Annotated in this window: 30 protein-coding genes; 9 read left to right on the plus strand and 21 right to left on the minus strand. The window is 68.6% G+C overall.

All coding sequences use genetic code 11. The features are described 5' to 3' along the window. The first annotated feature begins 17 nt into the window (after positions 1–17). On the plus strand, positions 18–716 hold the full coding sequence (locus E6J58_07705; GenBank protein TMB39292.1) for a succinate dehydrogenase: 699 nt from the start codon (positions 18–20) through the stop codon (positions 714–716). Here E6J58_07705 and E6J58_07710 read toward each other — a convergent pair. From E6J58_07710 to E6J58_07740, 7 genes are read right to left on the minus strand one after another with little or no spacing between them, the layout of a single operon-like run. Further along, entirely contained in the window at positions 671–1,144 is a 474-nt protein-coding gene (locus E6J58_07710; GenBank protein TMB39293.1) for a DUF2127 domain-containing protein, read from the minus strand. The genes E6J58_07705 and E6J58_07710 overlap by 46 nt on opposite strands. Further along, the gene (locus E6J58_07715) at positions 1,141–1,578 is read right to left on the minus strand and encodes a response regulator (GenBank protein ID TMB39294.1); all 438 of its coding nucleotides are present in this window, start codon (positions 1,576–1,578) and stop codon (positions 1,141–1,143) included. Before E6J58_07715 ends, E6J58_07710 begins: the two co-directional genes overlap by 4 nt. After that, positions 1,517–2,245 (minus strand): uroporphyrinogen-III synthase, encoded by a 729-nt coding sequence (locus tag E6J58_07720; GenBank protein TMB39295.1) that lies wholly within the window; start codon positions 2,243–2,245, stop codon positions 1,517–1,519. The genes E6J58_07715 and E6J58_07720 overlap by 62 nt, the downstream gene beginning before the upstream one ends. Beyond that, positions 2,242–3,246 (minus strand): hydroxymethylbilane synthase, encoded by a 1,005-nt coding sequence (hemC, locus tag E6J58_07725; protein TMB39296.1) that lies wholly within the window; start codon positions 3,244–3,246, stop codon positions 2,242–2,244. The genes E6J58_07720 and hemC overlap by 4 nt, the downstream gene beginning before the upstream one ends. Next, the gene (locus tag E6J58_07730) at positions 3,243–4,565 is read right to left on the minus strand and encodes a glutamyl-tRNA reductase (protein TMB39297.1); all 1,323 of its coding nucleotides are present in this window, start codon (positions 4,563–4,565) and stop codon (positions 3,243–3,245) included. Before E6J58_07730 ends, hemC begins: the two co-directional genes overlap by 4 nt. Beyond that, positions 4,562–5,392, minus strand: a complete 831-nt coding sequence (locus E6J58_07735) for a cytochrome C biogenesis protein (protein TMB39298.1) — start codon at positions 5,390–5,392, stop codon at positions 4,562–4,564. The genes E6J58_07730 and E6J58_07735 overlap by 4 nt, the downstream gene beginning before the upstream one ends. Positions 5,393–5,401: 9 nt before the next feature. Then, on the minus strand, positions 5,402–5,854 hold the full coding sequence (locus E6J58_07740; protein TMB39299.1) for a hypothetical protein: 453 nt from the start codon (positions 5,852–5,854) through the stop codon (positions 5,402–5,404). Between the two features lie 152 nt (positions 5,855–6,006). On the opposite strand from E6J58_07740, the gene trxA reads away from it, so the two are divergent. Beyond that, positions 6,007–6,336 carry a thioredoxin gene (trxA, locus tag E6J58_07745; protein ID TMB39300.1) on the plus strand — a complete coding sequence of 110 codons (330 nt, stop codon included), beginning with the start codon at positions 6,007–6,009 and terminating at the stop codon, positions 6,334–6,336. After that, positions 6,336–6,653, plus strand: coding sequence for a hypothetical protein (locus E6J58_07750; protein TMB39301.1), 318 nt, complete (start codon positions 6,336–6,338; stop codon positions 6,651–6,653). Before trxA ends, E6J58_07750 begins: the two co-directional genes overlap by 1 nt. 130 nt (positions 6,654–6,783) lie before the next feature. Here E6J58_07750 and rodA read toward each other — a convergent pair whose 3' ends face one another. From rodA to mreC, 4 genes are read right to left on the minus strand one after another with little or no spacing between them, the layout of a single operon-like run. Next, entirely contained in the window at positions 6,784–7,893 is a 1,110-nt protein-coding gene (rodA, locus tag E6J58_07755) for a rod shape-determining protein RodA (protein TMB39302.1), read from the minus strand. Between the two features lies 1 nt (position 7,894). Beyond that, the gene (gene mrdA, locus E6J58_07760) at positions 7,895–9,829 is read right to left on the minus strand and encodes a penicillin-binding protein 2 (protein TMB39303.1); all 1,935 of its coding nucleotides are present in this window, start codon (positions 9,827–9,829) and stop codon (positions 7,895–7,897) included. Then, a complete protein-coding gene (gene mreD / locus E6J58_07765; GenBank protein TMB39304.1) occupies positions 9,826–10,338 on the minus strand; it encodes a rod shape-determining protein MreD in 513 nt (170 codons plus the stop codon). Before mreD ends, mrdA begins: the two co-directional genes overlap by 4 nt. Beyond that, complete coding sequence (gene mreC, locus E6J58_07770; protein TMB39305.1) at positions 10,335–11,210, minus strand: rod shape-determining protein MreC; 876 nt, start codon at positions 11,208–11,210, stop codon at positions 10,335–10,337. Before mreC ends, mreD begins: the two co-directional genes overlap by 4 nt. Before the next feature lie 154 nt (positions 11,211–11,364). Here mreC and E6J58_07775 point away from each other — a divergent pair, with 154 nt between their 5' ends. Next, on the plus strand, positions 11,365–12,972 hold the full coding sequence (locus E6J58_07775) for a hypothetical protein (protein TMB39306.1): 1,608 nt from the start codon (positions 11,365–11,367) through the stop codon (positions 12,970–12,972). Between the two features lie 116 nt (positions 12,973–13,088). Further along, on the plus strand, positions 13,089–13,505 hold the full coding sequence (locus tag E6J58_07780; GenBank protein TMB39307.1) for a hypothetical protein: 417 nt from the start codon (positions 13,089–13,091) through the stop codon (positions 13,503–13,505). A gap of 6 nt (positions 13,506–13,511) precedes the next feature. Here the strand turns inward: E6J58_07780 and E6J58_07785 are convergent, their stop codons facing one another. From E6J58_07785 to maf, 8 genes are all read right to left on the minus strand, one after another. Beyond that, a complete protein-coding gene (locus E6J58_07785; protein ID TMB39308.1) occupies positions 13,512–13,889 on the minus strand; it encodes an SMI1/KNR4 family protein in 378 nt (125 codons plus the stop codon). A 7-nt stretch (positions 13,890–13,896) separates the two neighbouring features. Further along, positions 13,897–14,724, minus strand: a complete 828-nt coding sequence (gene proC, locus E6J58_07790; GenBank protein TMB39309.1) for a pyrroline-5-carboxylate reductase — start codon at positions 14,722–14,724, stop codon at positions 13,897–13,899. A gap of 70 nt (positions 14,725–14,794) precedes the next feature. Further along, on the minus strand, positions 14,795–16,288 hold the full coding sequence (locus E6J58_07795) for an FAD-dependent oxidoreductase (protein ID TMB39381.1): 1,494 nt from the start codon (positions 16,286–16,288) through the stop codon (positions 14,795–14,797). Continuing rightward, positions 16,285–17,463, minus strand: coding sequence for a pyridine nucleotide-disulfide oxidoreductase (locus tag E6J58_07800; protein TMB39310.1), 1,179 nt, complete (start codon positions 17,461–17,463; stop codon positions 16,285–16,287). The genes E6J58_07795 and E6J58_07800 overlap by 4 nt, the downstream gene beginning before the upstream one ends. After that, on the minus strand, positions 17,464–18,423 hold the full coding sequence (locus tag E6J58_07805; GenBank protein TMB39311.1) for an aldehyde dehydrogenase: 960 nt from the start codon (positions 18,421–18,423) through the stop codon (positions 17,464–17,466). Continuing rightward, complete coding sequence (locus E6J58_07810) at positions 18,063–19,145, minus strand: aldehyde dehydrogenase family protein (GenBank protein TMB39312.1); 1,083 nt, start codon at positions 19,143–19,145, stop codon at positions 18,063–18,065. The genes E6J58_07805 and E6J58_07810 overlap by 361 nt, the downstream gene beginning before the upstream one ends. 8 nt (positions 19,146–19,153) lie before the next feature. After that, positions 19,154–19,834: a YggS family pyridoxal phosphate-dependent enzyme gene (locus tag E6J58_07815; GenBank protein ID TMB39313.1), complete on the minus strand. Its 681-nt coding sequence runs from the start codon at positions 19,832–19,834 to the stop codon at positions 19,154–19,156. Then, the gene (gene maf / locus E6J58_07820; GenBank protein TMB39314.1) at positions 19,825–20,379 is read right to left on the minus strand and encodes a septum formation protein Maf; all 555 of its coding nucleotides are present in this window, start codon (positions 20,377–20,379) and stop codon (positions 19,825–19,827) included. The genes E6J58_07815 and maf overlap by 10 nt, the downstream gene beginning before the upstream one ends. A 56-nt stretch (positions 20,380–20,435) precedes the next feature. On the opposite strand from maf, the gene E6J58_07825 reads away from it, so the two are divergent. From E6J58_07825 to E6J58_07835, 3 genes are all read left to right on the plus strand, one after another. Continuing rightward, positions 20,436–21,539, plus strand: a complete 1,104-nt coding sequence (locus E6J58_07825; protein TMB39315.1) for a sensor domain-containing diguanylate cyclase — start codon at positions 20,436–20,438, stop codon at positions 21,537–21,539. Next, on the plus strand, positions 21,536–22,057 hold the full coding sequence (locus tag E6J58_07830; GenBank protein TMB39316.1) for a DivIVA domain-containing protein: 522 nt from the start codon (positions 21,536–21,538) through the stop codon (positions 22,055–22,057). Before E6J58_07825 ends, E6J58_07830 begins: the two co-directional genes overlap by 4 nt. A gap of 259 nt (positions 22,058–22,316) precedes the next feature. After that, a complete protein-coding gene (locus E6J58_07835) occupies positions 22,317–22,934 on the plus strand; it encodes a hypothetical protein (protein ID TMB39317.1) in 618 nt (205 codons plus the stop codon). Between the two features lie 18 nt (positions 22,935–22,952). Here the strand turns inward: E6J58_07835 and E6J58_07840 are convergent, their stop codons facing one another. Further along, positions 22,953–24,335, minus strand: coding sequence for a hypothetical protein (locus E6J58_07840; GenBank protein ID TMB39318.1), 1,383 nt, complete (start codon positions 24,333–24,335; stop codon positions 22,953–22,955). 87 nt (positions 24,336–24,422) lie between these two features. Further along, a complete protein-coding gene (locus E6J58_07845; protein ID TMB39319.1) occupies positions 24,423–25,148 on the minus strand; it encodes a hypothetical protein in 726 nt (241 codons plus the stop codon). Positions 25,149–25,333: 185 nt separating this feature from the next. Here E6J58_07845 and glyQ point away from each other — a divergent pair, with 185 nt between their 5' ends. After that, on the plus strand, positions 25,334–26,329 hold the full coding sequence (gene glyQ, locus E6J58_07850; protein TMB39320.1) for a glycine--tRNA ligase subunit alpha: 996 nt from the start codon (positions 25,334–25,336) through the stop codon (positions 26,327–26,329). Position 26,330 lies beyond the last annotated feature (1 nt).

Below are 26,330 nucleotides of genomic sequence, written 5' to 3' on the forward strand. Positions count from 1 at the left end.
CCGAGTGGAGAACGACGATGGCGCTCCCCCTCACGACGGATCAGCCTGACCGCAGCGTAGCTCCCGAGGATCGGACCATCGCGCGAGAATTCATCCTCGCGCGCCTTGGGTCGCTGTTCGCCTTTGCCCCGGTGGGCGTCTGGACCGTCGCCCACCTCTGGCACCAGCTCGCCGCCTACCGATCGCCGCAGGCCTGGGAGACGGCGGTGACGGGCCACGTCAACAGCGCCAGCACCGTGCTCGTGTTCGTGCTCGTGCTCGGGCCGCTGCTCTGGCACACCATCTGGGGCATCGTCCGCATGCTGCGCAGCCGTCCCAAGCCGCTGCAGAGTGGATTCTCCAACCTGCGGTACGTGATCCAGCGCCTGTCGGCGGTGGGGCTGCTGCTCTTCCTCGGAGCCCACCTCTACCTGGCGTGGTTCGAGCCGCGCTTCCTGCACGGGCGGCCGGAGCCGTTCGCGCAGATCTCGCGGGAGATGCGCTTCCACACGCCGACGCTGATCGTCTACATCCTCGGCATCGTGGGGATCGCGTACCATCTCGCGAACGGCCTCTGGAGCTTCATGACCATGGGCTGGGGGATTGCTGTCAGCAAGAGCGGGATCCGCTGGATGGAGCGCGTCTCCATCCTCCTTTTCGTCGTGCTGCTCGCCGTGGGGTGGGCCGCCATCTACGGCTTGTACCGGGGTGGCGAGGCGTACGGTCCGCCGGCCTGACGCAGCAGGTAAAGAACCACCGCGATGTTCACGGCGAGGATGACCACGCGGCCCCATGCAGGGCGCCGGAACAATTCCCAGAGCTCCCACGGCAGCAGCATGGCCGTCGCGATCACCACCAGCCACGGCGCCCACCAACGGCCCGCTTGCAGCGCCAGCCCTTCCACGGCCGAGAGGGCCGAGTCGCCCAGCATGGCGATCGCGAGCAGCTTCACGTGGCCGCTCGTGGCCGCCTCAACGAGCAACGTCGCGGCCCGCAACGACCAGGCGCCGGCGAAATGCTCGAGGACGAACTCCGCGAGCGTCGCGGCTCCCGCTTCGGTGCCGCGAACGAGGAGCCAGATGGCCGCAATCCCGACCAGTGCCTGCAGCACGGCCTTGGTCAGCTTGTAGACGATGATCGTTTCCAGGCCCGCAGGCCGATTCATGCGCCAGGCACCAGCGATCGCACGAGCTCCAGCAGGCGGCTGATGTCGAACGGCTTCTCCATCGAGCGGACCCCGAGGCGCTCCGCCTGCTGGCGTCCCTCGTTGGATCCGGTCGTGAGCACGACGGGCACCTGTCCGAGACCCGCGCTGCGCAGCTGCTCGACGACCCAGGCTCCGTCCGCGTCCGGCATGAAGTAGTCCACCAGGATCAGCGCCGGTGGCGCGGCGCGGGCCGCATCGATGGCGCGGCGCGCATCCGGCGAGGTGCGCACGGCAAACCCGTTCAGCTCCAGCAGGTCCTGGAGCACCATCCGGGTGTCTTCGTCGTCGTCGACGACGAGGATTTCCCTGCGCTCAGCCACGCGGGCGAGCCTAGACCGTGCGCGCTCGCACGGCGAGTGCGACCGCATCGCACAGTTCCGGTAACGAACCATCGGCGACCGCGTCGACGCGAATGCCCGCCTTCCGCGCCTCGTCCGCACAGAGCCGGCCCATGCACGCCACCGCCGCCGGCCTGGCGCTCTCCGCGCCAGCCAGGGCGGCGAACCCGCGTGCCGCGCTGCCGCTGGCGAATGCGATGGCATCGATCCGGCCGTCGCGCAGCTCGCGCAGCGCCGCAGGATCCGCCCGGTGCGGCGTCACCGTCCGGTAGAGGGTGCAGGTTTCCACCTGCGCTCCGGCGGCGCGGAGGCCGGCGACGAGGGCCGGATTGCCGCCTTCGGGCCGCGCCACGAGCACGCGCTTTCCCGCGACGCGGCCGCCGAGCTCCCGCAGCAGAGCGTCGGCGCCGGCCCCGCCCTTCGGCACGATCACTTCGCCGGGCAACTCCCGCGCCGTCGAGGCGCCGACGGCGGCGAGCGGCAATCCGGGGTTGCCGCAGAGCGCGAGCAAACGCCGCGCGGCGTGAGGCGACGCGATCACGAGCAGGTCGGCGACCTTCTCGCGGACGACGGTGACGATTCGGCCGACGTCCGGCCCGTCCTCGAAGGCGATGCAAGGCATCCGGACCGGGATCGCCCCCCGCTCCCGCAAGAGCGTCTCCAGCTCGGCGGCATCCTCCACCGCGCGCGTGACCAGCACGCGGGCCCCGGCGAGCGTCAAGCGCGCTTCGGCGCGGGCAGCCCCGAGGCCTGCGACCGCGCCGCCTCCAACAGCGGCGCTCCGCCCTTGTCGAGCAGCGCCTCGGCGACGCTCTTGCCCAGCGCCTCGGGGCCCGTCGCCGATCCGCGCATCTCCGCGCGCACCACGATGACACCTCCCTTGCCATCGGGACCGCCGAGCGCCGCACGAAGCCAGATGCGATCGCCTTCCAGCAGGCCGTACGCGGCGACGGGAACCGTGCAGCCTCCCGCCAGCCGGGCAAGGACCGCGCGCTCGGCGCGGACGCAGCGCGCGGTCGGGGCGTCGTCGAGCGGCGCCGTCGCCTCGAGACCCGGCGAGCCTCGCAGCGTCTCGATGGCGAGGGCTCCCTGCCCCGCCGCCGGCAGCGAAAGCTCTGGCGGGAGGATCTCGGTCACCTCCCCGTCGAGGCCAAGACGGCGCAGGCCCGCGAGCGCGAGAACGACGGCGTCGAGAGGCCCCTGCGGATCTCCCTCGGCCGGCCGCACTTCGACGCCGCCGCGGACCACCGTCGCTCCGGTCGCGCGGGCGAGGCGCGTCTGCACGTTCCCGCGGACGGGCACGACGATCAGATCGGGTCGCTCGGCCAGGAGCTGGACGGCGCGGCGCAGCGAGCTCGTGCCCACGCGCGCTCCGCGAGGAAGGTTCGCGAACCGCTTCGCGAACGGCGCGACCAAGGCGTCGCGCGGATCCTCCCGGGCGCAAAAAGCGCTGAGCACGAACGCGTCGGAAATCGCGAACGGCACGTCTTTCGCGCTGTGTACGGCCAGGTCGGCGCGCCGATCCGCGAGCGCCTGCTCCAGGTCCTTGACGAAGAGGCCTTTACCGCCGGCTTCGGCAAGCGATCGGTCGAGAATCCGGTCACCTTCGGTGGATATGGGCAAGAGCTCGCAGGCGTGCCCGCGCTCCCGCAGCCATCCCCCGACGCGCTCGGCCTGCCACAGCGCGAGCGCGCTCTTGCGCGTCGCGATACGGAGATTCACCGCCGCCTCAACAGCGGCAGCACGGCCCCGTCGTCGCCGCGTTGCTTGTCCACGGTCGTCGCTTTCGTCGCCGACGCGGGCTGCGGCTCTCCGTCGAGCCCGAACAATTCGGCGGCGGCGTCGCCCAGGGGGCCCTGCCCTGCTTCGGCCCGGAGGCGGCTCGTGGGCGCGTGGAGGAGCTTGTTGACGATGGCGCTCGCCATGGCCCGCACCGTCTTTTGCTGCTTCTCGTCGAGCCCGTTCAGCGCCGCGAGCGTCTTCTCGGCCTCGGCGCGCGCGAGCGACTCGGCGTGCGCCCGCAGCCGCGCGAGCACCGGCACCGCGGCCCGCTCGCGCGACATCGTCAGGAAGGCCTTCAGCTCCTCCTCGACGATCTCCTCCGCCTTTCCCACGTGCGCCGCGCGCAGATCGCGGTTCTGCGCGGCGACGCGCTCGAGATCGTCGAGATCGTAGACGTAGACGTTCTCCAGCTCGTTCGCGCTCGGCTCGACATTGCGGGGCAGCGTCAGGTCGACGAGGAAGATCGGCCTGTAGCGCCGCGCCTTGAGCGCCTTCGCCATCATGTCGCGGGTCACCACTGCCTGGGACGCGCTGGTGGAGCAGATGGCGACGTCGGCGCGCTCCAGCAGGGCCGGCAACTCCGCCAGCGAAACGTGGACTCCGCCTGCCTCGCGGGCCAGCTCCTCCGCGTGCTGCGGGCTGCGGTTGGCCATCAGCAGCTCGCGGGCGCCGGCGGAGCGGAGCTCTCGGGCGGCCAGCTGCGCCATCTCGCCCGCGCCGAGGAGCAGGATGGAACGCCCCTCGAGATTGCCGAGAAGCTTGTGGGCGAGCTGGACGGCGACGCTGGAGACGGACACGGCGCCGCGCGCGATCTCCGTTTCCGTGCGGACGCGCTTCGCGGCCGTCGTGGCGCGGGCCAGCGCCTGGGAGAGTTCCGGACCGAGCGCCCCTGCCCGCTGCGCCTGGAGGGCGGCATCCTTCACCTGGCCGAGGATCTGCGCCTCGCCCACCACCATCGAATCGAGGCTCGCGGTGACGCGGAAGAGATGGCGAAGCGCCTCCTCTTCGAACCGGCAGACGGCGTGCGGCGCCGCGACGGGGCCGAACGTCTCCAGCAAGTCCTGGGCCGCGGCGCGCGTCTCGGCGATGGCGAAGATCTCGAGCCGGTTGCAGGTGGAGACGAGCAGCGCCTCGCGCACGCCGGGAAGCGCCTTCAGGTCGCGCAGGTGGCCTTCGATCTGTTCGGGTCGCACGGCGACCTGCTCGCGCACCGCGATGGGCGCCTGCTTGTGCGAGAGGCCGACGCAGATCAGCGTCATGTTGCGCTCCCGCTCAGCGCCGGCGCCGCGCTGAGCAAACCGGCATAGGTCCCGATCAGAAGGACGAATCCCGCCACCACCAGCATCGCTACGCGGCGGCCGCGCCAGCCGGCGACCAGCCTCGCCTGGATCATCGAGGCGAAAAGCGCCCAGGCGAGGACCGCGAAGCCCTGCTTGGGCGCGATGGGGAAGGTCAACCCGGTGGCCTCGCGGGAGACCAGCGAGCCGGTGGCGATGGCCAGCGAGAGGAAAACGAATCCCCAGACGGCGAGGCGATACCCGGCGCGGTCGAGGAGGTCGAGCGAGGGCAGGCGCGCGAAGAGCCGGCCGGGCCGCTTGCTCTTCATCTGCCTCTCGCTCGCCAGGTAGAGGATGGCGAGGCCGAAGGCCAGCGCCAGCACCGCGGTTCCCAGCGCAGCGGCGCCGACGTGGATGAAGAGAAGGATGCTGTGCGAGACCTCCGGCGCGATCGCCCGGGCGTTCGACTCGACGAGGTGGGCGGGGACCATCACGGCCACCGTGAAGGGAGCGACGAACGCGCCGGCGACGGGCAGCTCGTAGCGGAAGTCGAGCACCAGATATCCCGCCACCGTCACTGCCGCGAGCAGGCTGAAGAGCTGTCCGCCCTTCCAGGCAGGGACACCCAGACCTGCTCCGGCGACGCCGAGCGAAACCCCGAACGCCGCGAAATGAACCACGACGCCGATGGCGAGCAGCGCGCGTCCGGCGCGGGCGAGACGCGTCTGCGGGCGGACGAGCCAGGTGAGAAAGGCAGCGGCGGCGGCCGCGTAGGCCACGAGCGCGATGTGGACGAGGATGGTGGCCATCGCGGCTGCCTACAGGTTTTCGAGCAAGAACTGCTCCAGCATGTCCTGCTCCTCGTCGCCTTTCTTTTCGCCCTGCGTCCCCTGCGGATTCGACGCTGGATTTGCTCCTGCCGCTTTCGTCGCCGGAGCGGACCCGGGTTGCTGCGACGCGGCCGCGGCACGGCGCAGCGCGTTCGCGTCGGCGAGAAACCCCTGCTGCACCTGATAGGCACTCTCGCCGAGGATCACCGACTCCATGTAGTGTTCGGCGCCCATCTGCTTGAGCGCGTCGGTGGTCTTCACCTTCGCCAGCAGGCCCGCGTTGTCGTCGCCGGCCTCCATCTTGATGAAGCGGACTGCCGGGGTCAGCGCGAAGCTCTTGTGCTCGCCGAGGATGGTGAGCACGTTGCCGTCCACTTCGATGCGTCCCTGCTCCGACCACCTGTCGAGCACGGACTGGGGAACGAAGAGGTAGTCGGCCATGGGGCGCTGCGCATCCTCGCCGCGCGTCGAACATCCTATCGCGGGCGCGGCTCTTCCGGTTGATACCAGCGACCCCGGGTCACGCGCAATGTGATTGACGGGCAGGCGGGCGGGCGGCAGATTCATCAGACCTTGCGAGAGGAGCTCATCGAATGGCGAGCGCGGACGTAGCAACCTTCACCGACGATAACTTCCAGAGCGAGGTGCTGGGCTCCACGGAGCCCGTACTGGTGGATTTCTGGGCGGCCTGGTGTGGACCGTGCCGCAACCTCGCGCCGCTCGTCGATCAACTGGCGGCCGAGTACAAGGGCAAGCTGAAGGTCGGCAAGCTGGACGTCGACGCGCACCAGAACGTCCCCCAGAAGTACAACGTGCTGAGCATCCCGACCCTCTTGCTCTTCAAGAACGGCCAGGTAGCGGACCAGGTCGTGGGGTCGGTGCCGAAGGCGACCCTGGACGCGATGGTCAAGCGGGCGATCTGATGGCGAAGGCGAGCGACACGGAGGAGGAGTACTTCGCGCGTGAGAACGCGGAGCGGCTGCGCAAGCTCGCCGCCGAGCAGAAGAAGTCACTAGCCGACTCCGAGCGCGAGAAGCTCCGCAAGCTCCACCACATGCGCTGTCCCAAGTGCGGCATGGAGCTCCAGGAGATCTCCGTGCGCGGCGTGCAGGTCGATCGCTGCTTCGCCTGCAACGGCACCTTTCTCGACGCGGGCGAGCTCGAGAAGCTGGCCGGAGGCCAGGGCGAGAACACGGTGATGTCGGCGGTGCTGCGGGTGTTCGGCGGGGGTAAGAAGTAGAAGCCCGTCACAGGCCGTGCATGGCCTGCCGCACGACCGCGATTCCGCGGGTCCCAGTCGACGCCCAATCGATTCATGATCCTTCCGACACAGCCCTCCGGCCGGAAGGGAAAGCGCCTCGTTCAGGCTGTCAAAACATGAACCGACGGAGCGAGACGTTGAGGAGGATCCCGATCCCCAGCATGTCCGCCACCACGCTGCTGCCGCCGTAGCTGAAGAGAGGCAGCGGCACGCCGACCACGGGCAGAAGCCCTGTGACCATGCCCATGTTGATGAAGGCGTGCCAGAAGAAGAGCGCGGCGACGCCGAGGGAAAGAAAGCTGCCGAACTTGTCGCGGGCGTTCGCCGCCACGTCGAGAGCGGCCAGCACGAGGAACGCGTAGAGCGCGATCAGCACCACCCCGCCAAGGAAGCCATGCTCCTCTGCCCAGACGGAGAAGATGAAATCGGTGTGCTGCTCGGGAAGGAACGCGAGCTGGTTCTGCGTTCCTTCGCCCCACCCCTTCCCGCTCCACTGCCCGCTACCCACCGCGATCACGCTCTGGATCGCGTGGTACCCGGCGCCTTTTGCGTATGCCTCCGGGTTGAGGAACGTCAGCAGACGCTGCTTCTGGTAGTCCTTGAGGAACCGGCTCCAGGCGAACACCGCCGCAGCGGCCCCTCCGGCGAGCATGATCACCACGTCGCGCCACTTCACCTTGGCGAACATCACCATGGTCATGGCGATGGCGAAGGTGACGAGCGCGGTGCCGAGGTCCGGCTGCTTCATCACCAGCGCGACGGGGATGAGGATCACCGCGAACGGCCGCAGCAGATCGAGGATGCCGTAATGTCCCTTGCGCAATCCCGTCTCGTCGCGGGCAAACCAGCGGGCGAGCAGGATGATCACCGCCAGCTTGACGAACTCGCTGGGCTGCACCTGCATGGAGCCGATCTGCAGCCAGCGACGGGCGCCGAGCACCTTCTTTCCGAAGAAGGCGACTCCGGCGAGGAGGCCGAGGGCGGCGACGTAGCCGGGCCAGGCCACCGTCTGCAGCCAGCGGTAGTCGATGAGCAGCAGGAGCGCGACGAAGACGCCGCCCACCAGCATCCAGCGGAACTGCACGAGCGCCATGATCACCGGCGCGTTCTTGGTCGCCGAGGCGAGATTCCAGACGCCCAGGGAGCAGATGATCAGCGTGCACAGCAGCAGGGGCCAGTGCAGGTTGTCCAGCTTCTTTTCGGTTACGCCGAGCGACATGTCACTGCACCACCGAGCTGGTTGCGAGCGGCGGGGCCGGCAGCACCGGGGCCGGAGCGGCGTCCTCGCGCTTCATCTTGAAGTACGCGGAGACGATCTTCGCCGCCGCCGGCGCCGCCGCCTCCGCTCCCCAACCGCCGTGCTCGTTGAGCACGACCACCACGATCTCCGGGTCGTTGGCGGGCGCGAAGGCCACGAACCAGGCATGGTCGCGCGAGAAGTACGCCTGCGTCGTGGGATCGAGCTTCTGCTTCTGCCCGAGCTTCATCACCTGCGCCGTTCCCGTCTTCCCGGCCATCTCCACGTCCTGCAGCCGGGAGCGCCAGCCGGTCCCGCCCGGCTCGTTCACCACCGCGAAGAGGGCGCCGCGAACCGCCTCCAGCGACGTTTCTCGAAGGCCCAGCTTGCGGACCACCTGCGGCTCGAAATCGCGGATCACCTTCCCGTCCGGTGCTTCGATCCGGCGGACGATCTGGGGAAGCAGGATGTCCCCGCCGTTGGCAACGGCGGCGTACGCCACCACCTGCTGCAGCGGGGTGACGTTGATCTCTCCCTGGCCGATGGCGGCGTTGATCGCGTGGGCGCGGGCGCTGCCGCTCTCCGGCGTGATGGTCTTCGAGTCGGGGATGATGCCGGGGATCTCGCGTCCCAGATCGAGGCCGGTCGGCTGCCCGTAGCCGAATCGTCTCGCCATGTCCGCGACGGCGTCGAGGCCGGCGCGATCTCCCACCGAGTAGTAGTAGACGTCGCACGACTGGGCCAGCGCGTGCCTGAGATCGAGCGAGCCGTGGCCCTGCGGCTTGTCGCAGCGCCAGCGGTGGTTGCCCATGGTGTAGCTGCCGCCGCAGAAGACGCTGCTTTCCGGGTTGATCACGCCGTTCTCCAGACCGACGAACGAGATGATGGTCTTGAACGTCGACCCCGGGTGGTAGTTCTCGTTCATCACCCGGTTCAGCATCGGCTTGAGCGGATCTTCGGAGATGGCCTTCAGCTCCGCCCGGCTGATGCGGCCGGACATCTTGTTCGAGTCGAACGAGGGACGCGACACCATGGCGAGGATGAAGCCGGTCTTCGCTTCCATCGCTACGACGGCGCCTGCGCGTCCGGGAAATGCGGTGTCGGCGGCGCGCTGGAGCTTCTCGTCCACCGAGAGCACCAGGTTGTTGCCCGGGGTGGCCGGCACCAGGCGCTCGTTCTCAGGGATGAGCGCCTCCTGCGTGTCCTTGTCGAGCTCGCGGCCCTTCGCGTCGACGGCGATGTTCTGCTTGCCGTCGGCGCCGCGCAGGTCGCGCTCCCAGCGCCGCTCCAGCCCCCGCCTCCCGATGGTCTGACCGCGCCGGTATTCGGGATGGTCGTCGAGCTCGTCGGGCGTGACTTCGCTCATGTAGCCGAGCACGTGCCCCATGCTCAGGGGGGCGTGGTAGGAGCGGTGCGGCGTGGGGATGAGGTTGACGCAGCTCATCTCGGTCTTGTGCGCCTCCAGCACGTCGACCTGATCGCGCGGGATGTCCAGCATCACCAGATAAGGCTTGAAACGCTCCAGCTTGTCCTTGCTGAACCAGCTCTTCTGGTAGTCGGCCTTGATCCGCTCGACGTCGTCCTGCCCGAGCCGGAGGTAGGCCTGGAGCTTCTCGATCACTTCGTCGCGCTCCTTGCCCTTGCAGAACGCCGGCGTGAGGAAGACGTCGAACGAGGGACGGTTGTCGACGAGCGTGCGCCCCTTGCGGTCCTTGATCACGCCGCGGTCCGCCGGAACGAACAGCGACTTGCGGAAGTTGGCGATGGACTGCGCCCCGTAGACGTCGCCGCGCAGGATCTGCAGCTGGTAGAGGCGCACGACCAGCACCAGCATGGAGCAGACGACGATCAGCGCGCCCAGCGCAGCGCGCGGGCGGATCTCGCGGATGTCGTCGGCGTCGCGCCGGACGAGCATCATCGGAGGCCCCCCGGCGCTTCCTCGCCATGCTGGAACCCGGCGTCCACGCGGCGGAGCACCGCGAAGACCAGCGGCGCGGCGAGAGCGGTGCCGAACGCCGACCAGAACATGGGCCCGAGCTCGAAGTGCATCCCCGCGCCGGTGAAGAAGCCGAAGATCAGCGTCGCGAGCAGCGAATGGCCGAGGCTGGCGCCGAACGCCACGGCGGCGGACTGGATGCCGCCCTCGGTGCGCAGGGCAGCGCCGGCGGTCCGCACCACCACGAAGGTGAGGACGGCGAGGAAGGTGTAGAGAAATGCAGGCGTCGCCGAGGTCAGATCGGAGAGATAACCGACGGCGGCCGAAAGCGCCGCGCCCTCCATCACGTCATCGCGCAAGGCGAGATAGAGCACGACGATCAGGAGCAGATCCGGCCGCGCCGTCTTGAGGTGCAACAGGTGCGGGATCACCGACTCGAGGATGGTCAGCACCAATGCGACGAGGAGGACCAGCGCGGCGCGCAGCTTCACTGCCCGCTCCCCGCTGCTCCCGGTGCCGCAGCCACGCCCTGCGGCATCACTTCGCTCCCGAGCACCACCGACACCTCGTCCAACCGGGAGAAATCGACAGCCGGGATGACCTCGGCCTCGAGGAAGAGGCCGTGCGGCTTCTTCTGCACGTTCACCACCCGCCCGACCCGGTAGCCATGGGGAAAGAATCCGGGACCGCCGGCGGTGACCAGCACGTCGCCTTCCTGGAGGTCGTCGGTGCGGAGCGCGTAGGTGAGCTTGCAGCGGGAGATGTCTCCGGTGCCCTTGACGGTGCTCCGGCTGCGCGTCCGCTGCGATACCGCGGGGACCGCGCTGAGGGGGCTGACGATGAGCTGGACGTCGGCGTAGCTGCCGGTGAGCTGGGAGACGATGCCGACTGCACCGTCCGGCGCGATCACCGGCGCACCCTTCACCACCCCGTCGTCCGATCCGCGGGCGATGCGCAGGGTGTGGGAGTGCGGCGAGGCGCCCACGGCGACCACGCGCGCGATCATGAGGCGGGTGGGCACTTGCTTGTCGACGAAGTCGAGCAGGTGCCGCAGGCGCTCGTTCTCGAACCTCAGCTCGGCCGCCTGCTGCTCGAGCTGGCGGGCTTTCAGGCTCTCGCGCCGGAGCACGAGATTTTCATCGCGCACCCCGCGCAGCGCCACGTAGCCGTTCCAGGCGTCGATCGCTCCGAAGGCGGCGAGCGTGATGAGCTTCTCCGCCGGCGCGATCGCGAAGATGATGGCACGATCCAGCGCATTCAGGTCGCGCCCCTTCTTGGCTTTGACGAAGAAGATCGCGAAGGGGATCGCCAGCAGGGCGATCACGAAGATCGGCTCGCGAAAGCGCTTGAAAATGGAGTGCACGCAGGCTCACAACCCGGGGGAGAGGCCGGTCTCTTCCCGGGTTTTTCCCCTTGCATCTGTCGCCCGGCTTCTCTAGGGTGTCAAGCTTTCCAAGCAGCCGTGCGCACGGCGATTTTCAGAGGCGCGCGGGGACCGACAGACGGGTGGCAGTCCGATGCTCGACGTGATGCGGTCGAACGCGAAGTCTTCACTGATCGCCCTGATTTTCGGCGCGATCATCCTCACCTTCGTCTTCTCGTTCGGGCGTGGCTCGTCGGGGTTCCGCACGCGGACGCCGGAGACGTGGGCCGCCAGAGTCAACGGCGAGCTGGTGACGGCGAGCGACTTCGCGCAAGCCTACGCGAACCGCTTCCGCCAGATGTCGGCGATGCGCGGGGGCAAGTACACGACCGACAATGCGAAGCAGGACAATCTCAAGTCGGAGACCCTCAAGGGCCTCGTCGATCAAGAGCTCATCGCGCAGCAGGCCGACGATCTCGGCATCCGGGTCAGCGACGCCGAGGTGGCCGATGCCATCGCCAGGAGCCCGCAGTTCCAGCAGGATGGCAAGTTCGACTTCGACTACTACAAGCGGCTGGTCGAGAACGGCTACGGAATGAGCGTCACGCGCTTCGAGGAGGCGTACCGCCGCGACCTGCTCCGCGGCAAGGTCGTCCAGGCGGCCGTCGCGGGCGCCAACGTCTCGGACGACGAGGTGAAGGCCGCCTGGGCCGCGCAGCACGAGAGCGTCGCCATCGCCTGGGTCCGGTTCAACCCCTTCATGTTCCGCGACCAGGCCACGGCGAGCGACGCCGAGGTCGCGGAGTACGCGAAATCGCACGCTGACGAGATCGCGAAGAAGTACGAGGACGAGAAGGCGACCCGGTGGACGCAGCCCGCCGCGATGAGGGTGCGCGCCATCACCGTCTCCCTGCCCCCGAACGCGACCGGCGATCAGGAGAAGGCGGCGCGCGAGAAGATCGATCAGGCGCTCGCGGAGGTGAAGGGCGGCAAGGACTTCGCCGAAGTCGCGAAGGCGCGGAGTGAGGATCAGGCGACCAAGGCGAACGGCGGCGACCTCGGGTTCGTGGCTCGCGGGCAGTCGCCCTACGGCAAGACGCTGGAGGATCAGGCCGTCCGGCTCAAGCCCGGGCAGCTGAGCGAGATCTTCAAGGATCGATCCGGATTCCACCTGCTCAAGGCGGAAGAGGAGCGGCCCGCCCGCCTGCAGCCGCTCGACGAAGTGCGCAAGCACATCGCCGCGGACCTGGTGAAGTCGCAGAAGGCGAAGGAGCTGGCGAAGCGGAAGGCGGAGGACGCCCTCGCGCAGCTTCGCGCCGGCAAGGACCTCAAGGAACTGTATCCGGTGAAGAAGACCGAGCCCGGGCAGTTCGACTTCAGCGCCTTCACCGCTCCGCAGACGACGGAGACGGAGACGTTCCACCCGATGGGCGGCTACGTCCCCGGCGTCGGGCAGGCTCCGAAGCTCTCCGCCGCCGTATTCGCGCAGAGCCAGGCTGGCGCGATTCCGCAGGCGCCGGTGGAGGAAGGCGAGAGCTGGTACGTATTCCGGGTGAAATCGCGCGAGCGGGCGGATCCGTCGAAGCTCGACGCGGAAGAGATGAAGTCGATGCGCGACCGGCTCGTCGGGCAGAAGCAGGGCGAGCTGTACGCGAAGTGGGTCGACTCGTTGCGGCGCAAGGCGAGGATCGTCGAGAACGAGCACGTGCTCTCGTACGACGTCGGCCCGGCGCACGAGGCGTTCCAGCCGGACGACTTCTAGCCATGGAGCTCGGCGACGTGGTCGTCAAGGACACGGAGGCGCGGGACGTGCGCCTCGGAGACCTCTGGCGGGACAAGCCGGCGGCGCTGGTATTCGTCCGCCATTACGGTTGAGCGTTGTGCCGGGAGCAGGCGGCCGAGTTGCGGCCGCGCGCGGATGAGTTCGCGAAGGCGGGCGGAAAGCTCGCCGTGATTGGGAACGGCTGGCCGGCCATGGCGAAGTCTTGGGCAGAGCACGTCGGGTTCCCACCCTCGGTCGCGGTCCTGACGGATCCGACGCGCAAGGCGTACGACCTCGCCGGCATGAAACGGTCCGTGGCGCTGACGCTCTTCAATCCTTTCGCGCTCGTGCGCTGGGGACGGGCGCAGCTGCACGGCTTCCGGCAGGGCAAGACGGCGGGGGATGCCTGGCAACAGGGCGGCGCGCTGGTGGTGCAGCCGGGAGGAAAGGTGACCTTCCGCTACGTCAGCCTCGGTCCGGGCGATCATCCGGGCCCGACCACACTGCTCGCCGCGTTGAAGCGCGCCGCCTGAGCTCCGTCAGCGCCCTTCGGCAAGCGCCTGTATCAGCTCCTGCAGCGAATCCGCGAGGGCCTCGAATTCGTGGACGCCGGCGGCGATCAGCGGGATGCGGCCGTACCGATGATGCCGCAGCCGCGCGAGGTAGCCATATGCCTCGGCCCCTCCGTCGGTCCCGAAGAGGAGAAGCCCGGGCGTCGCGAGCGAAACCTCCTGCGACTGCGCCTCCCGCGCGATCTCCTCCGCGCTCCAGAGGATCAGCGGCCGGTTTCCCACCTTGCCCCGGCCTCCATCGTGCTGCTCGAGGAACGCGCGCAGGTCCGGCGGAAGGCCGGGGATCGCGTCCAGCGTCTCCTTCGGGGCGCCCTCGGGCGCGAGCTTCATGCCGGGCAGGTCCATGCGTGGCTCATAGCTTGCGGAGGAATTCCTCGCCCAGCTCCCGGGAACGCCGTGTCGCGGCCTCGACTGCATTCATCAGGACGTTGCGCAGGCCACCCGCCTCCAGCGTATGCAATCCGGCAATGGCGGTCCCGCCGGGGCTGGTGACGCCGTCCTTGAGCATGCCGGGATGCTGTCCGCTCTCGATCAGCAGCTTGGCGCTCCCGAGCACCGTCTGCGCGGCGAGTTGCAGGGAAGCGCGGCGGGAGAGGCCGACTTTGACGCCCGCGTCGGCCAGGGCCTCGATGATCAGGAACAGGTAGGCGGGGCCGCTGCCGGAGAGACCGGTGACGGCGTCGAGCTGCGACTCCTCGAGCAGGACGGTGAGGCCCACGCTGTCGAAGATGGTGCGCGCGGTGGCGAGATCGGCGTCGGTCGCGTGCTCCCCGAGGGCGAGCGCGGTCGCGGCGGCGCCCACTGTCGCGGGCGTGTTGGGCATGGCGCGCACGATGCGCATCGGCGGATGCAACCGCCGTTCGATGGCCTGGATGGGCACGCCAGCGGCCACGCTGATGATCAGCTTGTCGCGCGAGACGTCGGGGGAGATCCCGCGCAGGACCTGATCGAGGATCTGCGGCTTGACGCAGAGCACGACGACGTCGCTCTCGCGCGCGATTTCGGAATTGGTGCCGCTGCGCACTCCGTAGGCTGTCACCAGCTCCTGCACGCGCTCGGGCCGGCGCGCGCTGACGAGGATCTGCCCGGGCTTTGCCGCCTTCGTGTTCAGCAGGCCCTTGAACAGCGCCTCGCCCATGTTGCCGGCGCCGATGAACCCGAGCTTCTTGTCCGTGACCATGCTCGAAGTAAAACCCAGGTTCACGCAACTGCATAGCCGCAAATCCCGCCTCCGGCCGGGAGCGGCCAGGCTAGCCGATGATGAACGTCTCCTGGATCAGCCGCCCCTCGGCGAACCTTCGGACGTTATAGCGCTCGAAGATCTCGTCGGGGGCTCCGCCCATCCACTCCGCCATCCGCCGCGCCACCGCGGGCGCCATCATGAAGCCGTGGCCGACGAAGCCGCTCATCTGCAGCAGGCCGGCGACGCCGGGAGTCTCGCCGAGGACCGGTGAATGGTCCGGCGTGACGTCGTAGCAGCCCGCCCATTGGCGCAGCAGCTTCACCGCGCCGAGCTGCGGGATCAGGTCGGAGAGCGCGCGCCCGTAGCGCGCGAGGAAGCGGAGCGACGAAGTCTGGTTGAGGCCCGGGTCTTCTTCGGGATCGCCCATGCCGCCGACGATCTCGCCGCGCATCGACTGGGAGAAATAGAGGCCGGTCCCGAGCATCGTGACCAACGGTCCGAGGAACGGCTTCAGCGGCTCGCTGGAGACGATCTCGTGGCGGTACGGAACGTTGGGGAGTTGTACGCCCGCCAGGCGCGCGACGGTCGGGCTCCAGGCGCCGGCGGCGACCACCACGCGATCGGCGGCGACGCGGCCGCGATCGGTGTGCACCGCGCGCACGCGGCCCTCGGTCACCTCGATGCCGGTGACGCGCGTGAACGTCTCGACCCGCGCGCCCCGCCTGCGGGCGCCGTCAGCGTATCCCCAGAGGAACGGCCAGGGGAAGACGACGCCGTCGTCCGGGTTCCAGGACGCCGCGACGAATTTCGAGGCATCGAGCTGGGGGACGATCTCGGACGCCTCGCCAGGGGTGATCACGCGGGTGGAAAGGCCGTGCCGCTTCTGGAGATCGGCGCCGTACTCGATGCGGCGCAACGTCTCGTCGTCGTGCGCCAGGAACAGGTAGCCGCCGCGGCGGAGCCAGACGTTGATCCCGAGCTCTTGCGCGAAGCGGGCCATGAAGGCGATGGATTCCTTGGCCAGCTCGATCAGCGTGGGCGTCGTCCACTGCGCGCGCACGCCGCCGCCGTTGCGGCCCGACGCGCCCTCGCAGAGGTAGCCGCGCTCGAGGACCAGGACGCGCCCCGCCCGCAAGCCAGCGAGGTTCCAGGCCAGCGCCAGGCCCATGATGCCGCCCCCGATGATGACGACGTCCACCCGCTCCGGCAGCGCGGCGTGAGGCTGCAGCGGATGCGCGCCCTTGCCCCAGGTGGGACGGAGGCCGCCCGCCGGGTGCCGGGCGCCGGTGACTTCAGGGGGCAAGCCTGCATACGCGGCGATGGTGGTCGGCGCGAGCGGCGGGCGCGCGCGAAACGGCACCTGCGCTGCGGGCGGCACCGCGTTGCGTCCCGCGCAGATGCGCATGGCGCCCACCTCGCAGCTCTTTCCCTGGCAGGGTCCGGTGCCCAACCCGGTGTAGCGCTTGAGGCTCTCGATGTCGGCGTATCCGTGTGCGATGGCGCCCTCGACGTCGTGGACGCTGACGTCCTCGCAGGCGCAGAGGATGGCTTTCTCGCTCAGCGGCACGCTGCGCTCCCCGCGGTCCCGCCGGACCGCGCGGCGTCCTTGCGAGCGACCGTGCCAGCCGCGAAGAGCCAGGGAACGCTGGTGCGGCCGTCGGCATCGGTTTCCACCGGAAACCCCGCGCCATCGAAATGGGCCTGCGCGCCGACGGAGCTGGCCAGCTCGTGCAGCGGCGCCGGCGGAATCGCGATGGCGACGGCGTCGCAGCGGATCCGCTCGCCGCTGGCCGTGTCCACCGCTTTGACCGGATTGCCCAATGCGCGTCGGGGAACGCCCGGAACGATCGCGATCTCGTATCCGCGACGCGAGAGGGCCGCAGCGCAGCGCTGCGCTTCCGCGCCTTCGCCGACCACGGCGAGCTTGACGCCGACGCGCGCGGAAAGCGCGAGCAACCCTCGGGCGGCGTAGACGCCCGGCCGGTCGACGCCCGGAAACGGCAGCGGCTGCGAGACGCCGCCCGTCGCGACGATGACCCGGTCGGCGATGACGGCGGAAAGCCGATCGCGGTGCCGGACGGCGAGCAGCCCGTTCCCAGGCAGGCTGGTGTCGTTGGCGTAGAGGCCGACGCATTCCGCCTGCAGGAGGACTTCGGCGCGACCGGCATCGGCGTTGATGGTGTCTCCGAAGAGCAACGGGGCTCCGCCGACCCGCCGCTCGCGCTCGATCAGCAGCGTTCCGGCAGCGGCCATGCGGGCGGCGGAAAGCCCTGCGGGCCCGCCGCCCACGATCGCGAGCTTCACGGTCCGCAGCTCGCCGCGCACCGCGCTCCGCGCTTCGCCGGGAAGCTCTCCCAGGCCGGCCAGCCGCCGCGCGACTTCGAGCGCGACCCGTCCGAGAAGGCGGGATCGCACCAGCAGATGGTGGTGGTCGAGGCCCTCGGGAAAGAGGAAGTCGGCGGCGCGAAACAGGTCGTTCTCCACGCCGAGGGGGCCGTTCTGCCGCACGCAGCGCATTCCTTCCGCCGCCTGCACGCGGCAGGCGGGCAGACTGGGGACGCCGTCGATCCGCATCAAGCACTGCCCGCACGAACCCGCGAAGCAGAAGGGACCACGAGGCCGGTGGTACTTGATCGAGCGCGTGAACGTGGTCACGCCCGCGCGCAGGAGCGCCGCGGCGACGCTGTCCTCGAGTTGGGCTTCGATGGCGTCGCCGTCGAGGAAGATCCGCGGCATCTAGAACACGAAATGGCGACCCTTCTGCCGCCGGGAGTAGATCGAGATCGTCGCCTGCACCTCTCCCACGCCCATGTTGCCGCTCTCGCCGACCGTCGAGGCGCCGAACTCTTCCCACTCGAGAGCGGAGTCGGTGCCGTCGTTTTCCTTGAGCATGCCGGCAAGCGTGCGGCGCGCCCGCGTGAGCTTCCGGTCGTCCCGCGTCCAGATGCTGGTGGCCAGATCGTGCGGGTTATCGAAGAGCGAGAACCTCACGAAATCCTCGAAGCTCTTCAGCGGCATGGCCACCAGGATGGGCATGAACAATTCGGTGGTCGCGATCCGGTATTCGCGCACGCCCTTTCCGTCCCAGTCGTGGCGGAGCGTGGTCTGCGGCGTCACCCCGTCGATCAGCGCCGGCTTCACCGCTTCGGCGTTCGCGCCGTAGTCGCCGCCGGCACGGCCGCCCTCGCGGACGATGCGCAGGCCCGCCTTGCGCGCCTCGGCGACGACGTCGAGCGCCGTCTGGGCCTTGTGCACCATCAGCGGCCCGAGCGTCTTGTCCGTCGCGTCGGGGCTGCGCGGATCCGCTACCTGCCAGCGGTCCATCTCCGCCGCGATCATCGGCACCAGCCGGTCGAGGGTTGCCCGCGAGGCGGAAACGCCGTGCAGGCCCGTGCACTTGTGCGAAGAGAGCCCGAGCTTGCGTCGCTGTATCGGTCGTCCACCCACGACCAGTTGCAGCCGCCTCCTTCGAAGCGCGTGCGGGCCAGACCGCGGCCCGCGGAGATGGTCCGGGCGGTGTCCGAGGAACCGGTGACGGCGACCACGGCGACGCGAGGGTCGGTGGCGAGCGGCGCGATGCCCTTGCCGAAGCCTTCCACCTTCTGGACGAAGCGCGGGTCGGCCCCTGCGGCGAGGAAGCAGCGGACCATCGACGTGTTCGTGGCGGCGGCGAACGGGTGTCCCTTGAGGATCCATGGGCAACCGGTCAGGTACGCGCCGGCGAGATGGATCATCGGGATGCCCCAGATGAAGTTCATCGGGGTGATGATCGCCGCGAGCCCGGCGGGCATGAACGCGTCTCGCCAGAAGCGCTGGCCCGCCATCATGTCCGGCACGAGCTCGCCCTTGATCGCCGCTTCGAAGCTACCCTCCAGGTGGTCGCAAGCGCGCTTCGCCTCGAAGAAGTCCTTCTCCGCTTCCAGCTTCGTCTTCGGGATCTGCTGGCGGATCTCGTGGAGGAATTCCTCGGTGTAGTGGGCGAGGATGCGCGAGACGTTCTGCACCACGTATTTGCGGTACGCGAGGCCCTCGTCGGCCCAGGCGAGGGACTTCCAGACCTGGTCACCGGCCGACACCGCGGCCTCGACGTCCTGCTTGCCGGAGGCGGGCACGTCGAAGAGCTGCACGCGCTTGTCGGCAGAACAGGTCATGGTCGCGTGCTCGCCGGAAGCGGGCCCTCGCCATTCGCCGGCGATCAAGTTGCGAATCGTCAGCTTCCGGCGTGGCGGCAGCTCGCCGTAGCAGAAGATGTAGGGGCGCAACGCCTCGATGTCGGCATCGCTCATCATGCGCGCGAAGAGGGAGTAATTCGCGCGCCGATCCGCGTAGCGCGCGGCCAGCGGGTCGGGTCCGACCTGGCCGCGTTCGTTGAACGAGCGGATGGCGGATTTGAGGCTCTCGTCGACGAAGGTGGCCATGGCGCGGCCTACATATCGACGGGCCCGCGGGGAGGCAAGGGTCGTTCTCCAAAGATGGCGGTTCCCACGCGGACGAGCGTGGCGCCCTCCTCGATGGCGGCCTCGTAGTCGGCGCTCATGCCCATGGACAGCTCGCGGAGGCCCAAGGTGTTGCCGAGCTGGCGCAGTTGGCGGAAATACTCGCGCGGATCGCCTTCCGCGGGCGGAATGCACATCAATCCTTCGCAAGCGAGCGCCGGCAACGCACGCACCTGCTCGAGCAGCGCGGGGACGTTCTCCGGCAGGACGCCGGCCTTCTGTGCCTCGCGCCCGACGTTCACTTCCAGCAGCACGCGCTGGACGAGGCCCGCGGCTTTCGCCCGCTTCGACAGCTCCTGCGCGAGCGCGAGGCGGTCGCAGGTATGGATCAGCGCGGCGCGACCCACGACCAGCTTCGACTTGTTGGTCTGAAGCCCGCCGACGAAGTGCCACTCGACTCCGGACCCGAGCGCTTCCGCCTTCCCCTTCATCTCCTGCGCGTAGTTCTCGCCGAAGATGGTCTGCCCGGCCGCGACTGCCTCGCGCAGCATCTCTACCGGCTTCGTCTTGCTCACCGCGATCAGCCGCACCGAGGCCGGATCGCGGCCCGACCTGGAACAGGCAGCCGCGATGCGCCCGCGCACGCGCGAGAGACCCGCCGCTACGTCCACGGCAGCTCCACGCCCGCCTCCGCGAGCATCTGCAGCGTTTCCGCCAGCGGCAGGCCCACCACGTTGGTGAAGCTGCCTTCGATGCGTTCCACGAACGCGCCGGCGAGTCCCTGGACGGCGTAGGCCCCGGCCTTGTCGTCGCCGTCGCCGGAAGCGGCCAGCCAGCGGACCTGCGCGTCCGTGAGCGGGGCAAACTTCACCGTGGTTTCCACTGCGCGCACGCGCGGAGGGACGCAGACGGCGCTGATCACGCGGTGCTCGATCCCCGAAAGCATGCGTAGCATCCGTTCCGCATCGGACCGATCGCGCGGCTTGCCCAGCACATCCTCGCCCACCACCACGATGGTATCCGCCGCCAGCACCACTTGTCCGGGACGCGCGCAGCTTTCCGCCTTTTCCCGCGCCATCCGCAGCGCGTACGCCACGGCAGCCTCGCCGGGCCCGCGCGTCTCGTCGATGTGCGCAGGGGCGAGCGAAAAACCCACCCCGATCCGCTCCAGGAACTCGCGCCTGCGGGGCGACGCGGAGCACAACACGAGCTTCATCGCGCGCGCTCTACAGGATTTGGCGCGTTGCGACAACCGGGCGTACACTCTGTGAAATGAGGGGGAAGGATCTCCTCCGGGAGCTGCAGCGCACCGTCGACGAGCTCGCCGTCCTCAACGAGATCGGGAAAGCCCTGACCTCGTCGCTGGACATCGGCGAGGTCATGCACGTCATCCTGGCCAAGGTCAGCGAGCTCCTCAAGCCCAGCAACTGGTCGCTGCTGCTCAAGGATCACGCGACGGGAGAGCTCTACTTCCACGCGGCGGTCGGCGAGGGATCGGACCGGCTGCTGGGGTTGCGCCTCAAGCCGGGCGAAGGGATCGCCGGCTGGGTGTCGCAGCACAACCAGCCGCTGCTGGTGCCAAACGTCCACGCCGACCCGAGGTTCGCCAGCCGATTCGACAAGGCCTCGCGATTTCATACCAAGTCGATCCTCTGCGTCCCTCTCACCTTCAAGGACCGCACCCTCGGCGTCATCGAGCTGGTGAACGGTCCGCGCGACGGGGCCTTTCACGAGGAAGACCTGAGGATCCTGGGCACGGTGGCGGAATTCAGCGCCATCGCCATCGAGAACGCGCGCAACTTCCACAAGGTGCAGGAGCTGACGGTCCTCGACGATCACACCGGCCTGTTCAACTCGCGCCACATGAAGCGGCAGCTCGAGCAGGAAGTGGTGCGCGCCACCCGGTTCGGGCACCCGGTCTCGGTGATCTTCTTCGACCTGGACTACTTCAAGCGGGTGAACGACAGCCACGGCCACCAGGCCGGCTCGCAGGTGCTGCACGAGATTGGCAGGCTGCTCTTGAAGACGCTGCGCTCGACCGACGTTCCAGTGCGCTACGGCGGCGACGAGTTCATGATCGTGATGCCGGAGACAAGCAAGGACCAGGCGGTAGCGGCGGCGCGCCGCATCGGCGGGCAGATCGCCCGCCAGCCCTTTCTCGCGGACAAGCCGTACGGTCCGATCAAGCTGACGGCCAGCCTCGGCGTCGCCGCCTTCCCCGACGACGCGCGAGATCCGGAGAACCTGATCCGTCGCGCGGACGAGGCGATGTACCACGTCAAGGCGTCGGAGCGCGGCGGGGTGTTCGCGGCGGTCTCGCCGAAGCCGCCGGAGCGGACCGGAACCTTGACGGCAGGGGTATCCTCCGAACCATGAAGCTCACCCCGCTCGACCTGCACCAGAAGACCTTCCGCAAGGTCGCTCTGGGTGGCCTCGACGAGCGCGAGGTGCGCACCTGGCTGGATCTCGTCGCCACCCAACTGGAGGAGCTGGTCCGCAAGCTGAACAGGCAGGACGAGGAGCTGCGCCGGCGCGAAGCGCGGATCAACGAGTTCAAGGACCGCGAGCAACTCTTGCAGCAGACGCTGACCACTACCCAGAAGGTCGCAGAGGAGATGAAGGCGAACGCCCGCAAGGAGGTGGACATCATCATCTCCGAGGCCGAGCTGCAGGCGGAGAAGATCATCGCCAACGCGCAGGCGCGCAGGATGCAGCTGGTGGGAGAGATCGAGGAGCTGAAGCGCGCGCGGGCGTCGTTCGTGCAGCAGCTGCAGGGGATATTGGATCAGCACAAGGCGATGCTCGATCACCTGCGGCCGGAGCCGAAGAAGGAAGAGCCGCCGGCAGCAGACAATGTGTCGTTCCTGGCGCCGCCGGTGAGCAAGAAGAAGTAGACGGCGAGGCCGCAGCGCACGCATCGGCTACCGGCTGCGCCCGCGCGATCTGAAGTCTGCCCAATTCGACGGTGCGGTCGTGCGTCTCAGCGATGTTCGCCGCGATTCGAAGTCTGCCCGTTTCGATCAAGCGGGCGCCGCGTAGCATCCGCGAGCCCGCAGAGCTCGCGTCCGGTCCCGCGAAGAATTGGGCAGACATCGATCCCCCCAGTGCCCGTCCCGCCGATGCGTTGTCAGACCCCACCTCTACGCTGCCAGCATGGCAACTCAGCTCTCCTTCCCTCCCCGCGGACGCGGCGGCGCGCGGCCTGGCGCGGGTCGGCCCTGCGGGAATCGCGTCACTCACCATGGCCGTGCTCCAGTCGATGCACGACACCCACTGCACGTCGTCCTCCGCATCCTTCCGGGGATCTGGAGCCTGCGAAGCAAGACGCTCTTCCGGCAGATCCGGTACGCATTCATCAAAGTGGCCGAGCGCGAGGGGTTCCGCCTCATCCACTTCAGCGTGCAGGGCAACCACATCCATCTCATCGTCGAGGCCGACAGCACCGAGCAGCTCTCGCGGGGGATGCAGTCGATGAACACGCGCATCGCGAAGCGCATCAACGCCCGAATGTCCCGCCGCGGCCGGGTTTTCGACGACCGGTTCTTCGCCCGGTCGCTGCGCAATCCGACGCAGGTGGCGAACGCGATCATGTACGTGCTCGACAACGCCTACCGCCATGAGGTGCGCCGCGGTTTCGCGGCATTTGCGAGCCAGGAGCTCGATGCGTTTACGTCGTCGGGGCTCGCCGATTCCGATCCGCCCCTTGTCTCGCCGCCCAGGACGTGGCTCCTGCGCATCGGGTGGACGCGCGCGCGGCGACCGGCGGCATAACCCGCCTCCGAGAGCGAATTATTGAACTATGCGAGCGAGCCCGGGCCACCAGCGGATCAGGCATCCGAACTGCAGAAGGAGAGTGCCATCGGGCGAGATTGTGTCCGTGAAGCCACAGAGGTTCGAGCCCTCGAGCGCGAGGGTGAAACACGTCGCGCCCGAGGGGGCGAGAAGCAGAATCGTGCGCGCGCAGGTATCCGGATCATGTCGTAGAGCCGCATAGGCCGTACCTCCCGCGAGCAATTGCAGCGAGCCGTCATAGGACTGCAGCCACGCCGGCGCCTGGGTCGTTCCTGCCTGACCACTCGGATAGAATGCGTACCAGCCTGACGGGGAAATCGTACCGCCGATCCCCTGAGGCGCCGGCGCGTGGAACATGGCAAATCCGCCATCACGAAGAGGCCGTATTGCGCCCCACTCGGCGAAATAGACCCTGCTATTCGAGGACGTATACGTCGGCGCGATCGGTTGGAAGGGCTCGGTCAGGGCTCCAGTCGCGTCCATCCAACGAGCGCTGAACGTCCACATCGAGGGCGGCTGAGGCGATCCGAGAGAAGGTGGGAAGACGAAGGACAGCATCAGGGCTTTACCCTGCTGGTCGACGGCGACGCGCCACAAGTTCTCCGTGCCCAGCGGCCAGGTCATCGCGGTGTGCCAATCGCCCAGGGCCTGGAGAGAGTCATCGACCCAGCGGAGCTGAAGGGAGTATTCCTGTTGAGTCGGTCGACCAACGAGCTCCCTCGCTTCTACATATCCGCCGAGTGGATTCGGAACCAGCGCCCAAATGTGGGCGGCATGCAAGGATTCTAGGAGAATTGCCGGGGTAGGGATGGCGTCCTGGTCGAGCAGCTCCGCGAATTCACACCACGGCTTGTAGATTTGAGGGAGCAGCACGAACCCGCTCGCGCGCGGAGCAACGGCGACCTGAAGCTCATTGGTATTGCCGTCTGCGAAAAATCTGGCACCCGTGCCATCGCCGCGAACAAACGAGTTGCCTGTGACCGGACCGGAAAGAGAGAACACCGCCAGATTGCCTTTGCCATCGACAATCGCTGGGTCGCACCCCGGTGGAAACGTCTTCGTGCCTACTGTCGTGGCCGCCGGACCAGTCCATGACAGCTGCGCCGACAGCGCGCCGGGCTGGATTGCCGTGCATTCCGCATCACTCGACACCGCGACCCAGCCCGCATTTTGAGGCGGAGCGACGGACGCCGCCACCCCAGGCCCCGAGATCAAACCGCCATCGGTGAGCAGCGCTGGGTTGCACTGCGCCGCATCGTCGACACTCGATGATGCATCTCCTGCGTCTCCCGCGGCTGCGTCGGGCTCCTGAGCGATCACTCCGGCATCCGCGACCACCTCAGCACCGCGACCGCAGCCGCTCATGACGAGCAGCAACAAAACGAACAATCGTGCGCGACCGTGCAAAAGCATGGCCCCGCAACCTGCGCATGTTGCAGGCGCTTCGCAGAAGTGACCGCGATCCGGTTACTTCGCCGCGACCGTAGGCCGCTTCCCGTCCACCCGCACCCGCGGCACCGGCGGCTCCAGCAGGACACCGCCCCGGCAGCACGTCTCAGGGTGCCGCACTTCCCGCGCGCTCCTCCACCTTGCCTCCGTCCCCTGGAAGAGCTTCGCCATCGCGGACCTGCACGCAGGCTGCGTCCGATCGAACTCCAGCCCCGCCTCGCCGCCCTCTACCCACACCGCCCGGGCGCGCCCGACCTCGGGGATCTCCCCCGGCTCCGCCGAAGCGAGCCGGACGTCGATGCGCTCGCCCGCGGCCATCGAGGCCGGGACTCCGCCGCCGATGCGCGCGCCGGCGAGGCTCACGTCGACGAGGTTCACCATGTACTCGCTGCCGCCCTCCAGGCGCAGGCGGATGAATCGGTCGGCACCGAGCCGGCGGCCGCGCCGGGAGAGCAGGCCGCGCTCCTTGACCTGCCGCGCGAAGCGGGCGTTGGGCATCGCCAGCCAGAGGCCGGCGGCCTCGGCGCGGGTGAGGACGGTGGTGCGGACAACCCGCGTCTCTTCGCTGGTGTCGAAGACCATCTCGATCAGCGCGGTACTGCCCGGCACCAGGTCGAGCGCCGGGTCAGGGAAGAACAGGAGGGTCGCGTTGTCCTCGACGTGCAGGTGCGCGCGCAGCTGCACGAGCGACGGAAAGCGCAAGCGCAACAGCGCCGCCTTGGCCTGGCGAAGGTCTGCGGTCATCGGCCCCCCGGTCCGAATGCACGAGCTTCGACCGCAATGCTAGCGCAGTTTCTGGCCTGTGCAGCCTCAAGCAGTAGCCGCAAAGCCGCACCTTTCGGTGCGGCAGCGGCTATCCCGAAACCTGCGACATTCCCGCAGAACTGCGCTTGCGCAATCGCCGCGCTGCGTCTACGTTCCGGCGCCCGATGCCCAATGCTCCCAAGGACTTCCAGGGGCTCCTCCTCGCGCTGCAGACGTACTGGGCCGAGCGCGGCTGCGCGCTGATGCAGGGATACGACCTGGAAGTGGGCGCGGGCACGATGAATCCCGCTACCTTCCTGCGCGTGCTCGGCCCGGAGCCCTGGAACGTCGCCTACGTCGAGCCTTCCCGGCGCCCCGCCGACGGACGGTTCGGCGAGAACCCGAATCGTCTCTACCAGCACCACCAGTACCAGGTGATCCTCAAGCCGAGCCCCAAGGACGTGCAGGAGCAGTACCTCGGGTCGCTGCGGGCCATCGGCATCACCTCCACCGACCACGACCTGCGCTTCGTCGAGGACGACTGGGAGTCTCCGACGTTGGGCGCCTGGGGCCTCGGCTGGGAAGTGTGGTGCGACGGGATGGAGGTGACGCAGTTCACCTATTTCCAGCAGGCCGGCGGGTTCGAGTGCCGGCCCGTCTCCGCCGAGCTGACCTACGGCCTCGAGCGCATCGCGATGTACCTCCAGGGCGTCGACGACATCTATGACCTGGTGTTCTGCACCTATCCCGACGGAACGCGCCTCACGTACAGGGACGTGTTCTGGCAGAACGAGCGGGAGCAGAGCGAGTACAGCTTCCACGCCAGCGATCCCGACCGCCTCTTCCGCCTCTTCGACGAGTACGAGAAGGAGTGCCGCCGCCTCGTCGAGAAGAAGCTCCCGCTGCCGGCGTACGACTACTGCCTGAAGTGCTCGCACGCCTTCAACCTGCTCGACGCGCGGGGCGCCATCAGCGTCACGGAGAGGCAGGGCTTCATCCTCCGCGTCCGCCGGCTCGCCCACGACTGCGCGCGGCTCTATCTGTCGACGCGGGCGCAGATGAAATTCCCGGCGCTCAAGGACCGGGCCCTCGCCGAGAAGGAGCTGGCCCGCTACGCCGACCTCCTCGCCGACGAGCCGGTGCAGAAGACCGCGGAGCCGCGCCGGGCGGAGCGCCGGTGAG

The sequence above is a fragment of the Deltaproteobacteria bacterium genome (assembly GCA_005879535.1).
Taxonomy (GTDB): Bacteria; Myxococcota; Myxococcia; order Myxococcales; family 40CM-4-68-19; genus 40CM-4-68-19.

Excerpts from the sequence above, each read along its gene's own strand:
- E6J58_07705 (TMB39292.1), top strand. The coding sequence starts at position 18 with ATGGCGCTCCCCCTCACGACGGATCAGCCTGACCGCAGCGTAGCTCCC.
- E6J58_07710 (TMB39293.1), bottom strand. The coding sequence starts at position 1,144 with ATGAATCGGCCTGCGGGCCTGGAAACGATCATCGTCTACAAGCTGACC.
- E6J58_07715 (TMB39294.1), bottom strand. The coding sequence starts at position 1,578 with ATGGTTCGTTACCGGAACTGTGCGATGCGGTCGCACTCGCCGTGCGAG.
- E6J58_07730 (TMB39297.1), bottom strand. The coding sequence starts at position 4,565 with ATGACGCTGATCTGCGTCGGCCTCTCGCACAAGCAGGCGCCCATCGCG.
- E6J58_07735 (TMB39298.1), bottom strand. The coding sequence starts at position 5,392 with ATGGCCACCATCCTCGTCCACATCGCGCTCGTGGCCTACGCGGCCGCC.
- E6J58_07740 (TMB39299.1), bottom strand. The coding sequence starts at position 5,854 with ATGGCCGACTACCTCTTCGTTCCCCAGTCCGTGCTCGACAGGTGGTCG.
- trxA (TMB39300.1), top strand. The coding sequence starts at position 6,007 with ATGGCGAGCGCGGACGTAGCAACCTTCACCGACGATAACTTCCAGAGC.
- E6J58_07750 (TMB39301.1), top strand. The coding sequence starts at position 6,336 with ATGGCGAAGGCGAGCGACACGGAGGAGGAGTACTTCGCGCGTGAGAAC.
- rodA (TMB39302.1), bottom strand. The coding sequence starts at position 7,893 with ATGTCGCTCGGCGTAACCGAAAAGAAGCTGGACAACCTGCACTGGCCC.
- mrdA (TMB39303.1), bottom strand. The coding sequence starts at position 9,829 with ATGATGCTCGTCCGGCGCGACGCCGACGACATCCGCGAGATCCGCCCG.
- E6J58_07775 (TMB39306.1), top strand. The coding sequence starts at position 11,365 with ATGCTCGACGTGATGCGGTCGAACGCGAAGTCTTCACTGATCGCCCTG.
- E6J58_07785 (TMB39308.1), bottom strand. The coding sequence starts at position 13,889 with ATGGACCTGCCCGGCATGAAGCTCGCGCCCGAGGGCGCCCCGAAGGAG.
- proC (TMB39309.1), bottom strand. The coding sequence starts at position 14,724 with ATGGTCACGGACAAGAAGCTCGGGTTCATCGGCGCCGGCAACATGGGC.
- E6J58_07800 (TMB39310.1), bottom strand. The coding sequence starts at position 17,463 with ATGCCGCGGATCTTCCTCGACGGCGACGCCATCGAAGCCCAACTCGAG.
- E6J58_07805 (TMB39311.1), bottom strand. The coding sequence starts at position 18,423 with ATGGATCCTCAAGGGACACCCGTTCGCCGCCGCCACGAACACGTCGAT.
- E6J58_07810 (TMB39312.1), bottom strand. The coding sequence starts at position 19,145 with ATGGCCACCTTCGTCGACGAGAGCCTCAAATCCGCCATCCGCTCGTTC.
- maf (TMB39314.1), bottom strand. The coding sequence starts at position 20,379 with ATGAAGCTCGTGTTGTGCTCCGCGTCGCCCCGCAGGCGCGAGTTCCTG.
- E6J58_07825 (TMB39315.1), top strand. The coding sequence starts at position 20,436 with ATGAGGGGGAAGGATCTCCTCCGGGAGCTGCAGCGCACCGTCGACGAG.
- E6J58_07830 (TMB39316.1), top strand. The coding sequence starts at position 21,536 with ATGAAGCTCACCCCGCTCGACCTGCACCAGAAGACCTTCCGCAAGGTC.
- E6J58_07835 (TMB39317.1), top strand. The coding sequence starts at position 22,317 with ATGGCAACTCAGCTCTCCTTCCCTCCCCGCGGACGCGGCGGCGCGCGG.
- E6J58_07845 (TMB39319.1), bottom strand. The coding sequence starts at position 25,148 with ATGACCGCAGACCTTCGCCAGGCCAAGGCGGCGCTGTTGCGCTTGCGC.
- glyQ (TMB39320.1), top strand. The coding sequence starts at position 25,334 with ATGCCCAATGCTCCCAAGGACTTCCAGGGGCTCCTCCTCGCGCTGCAG.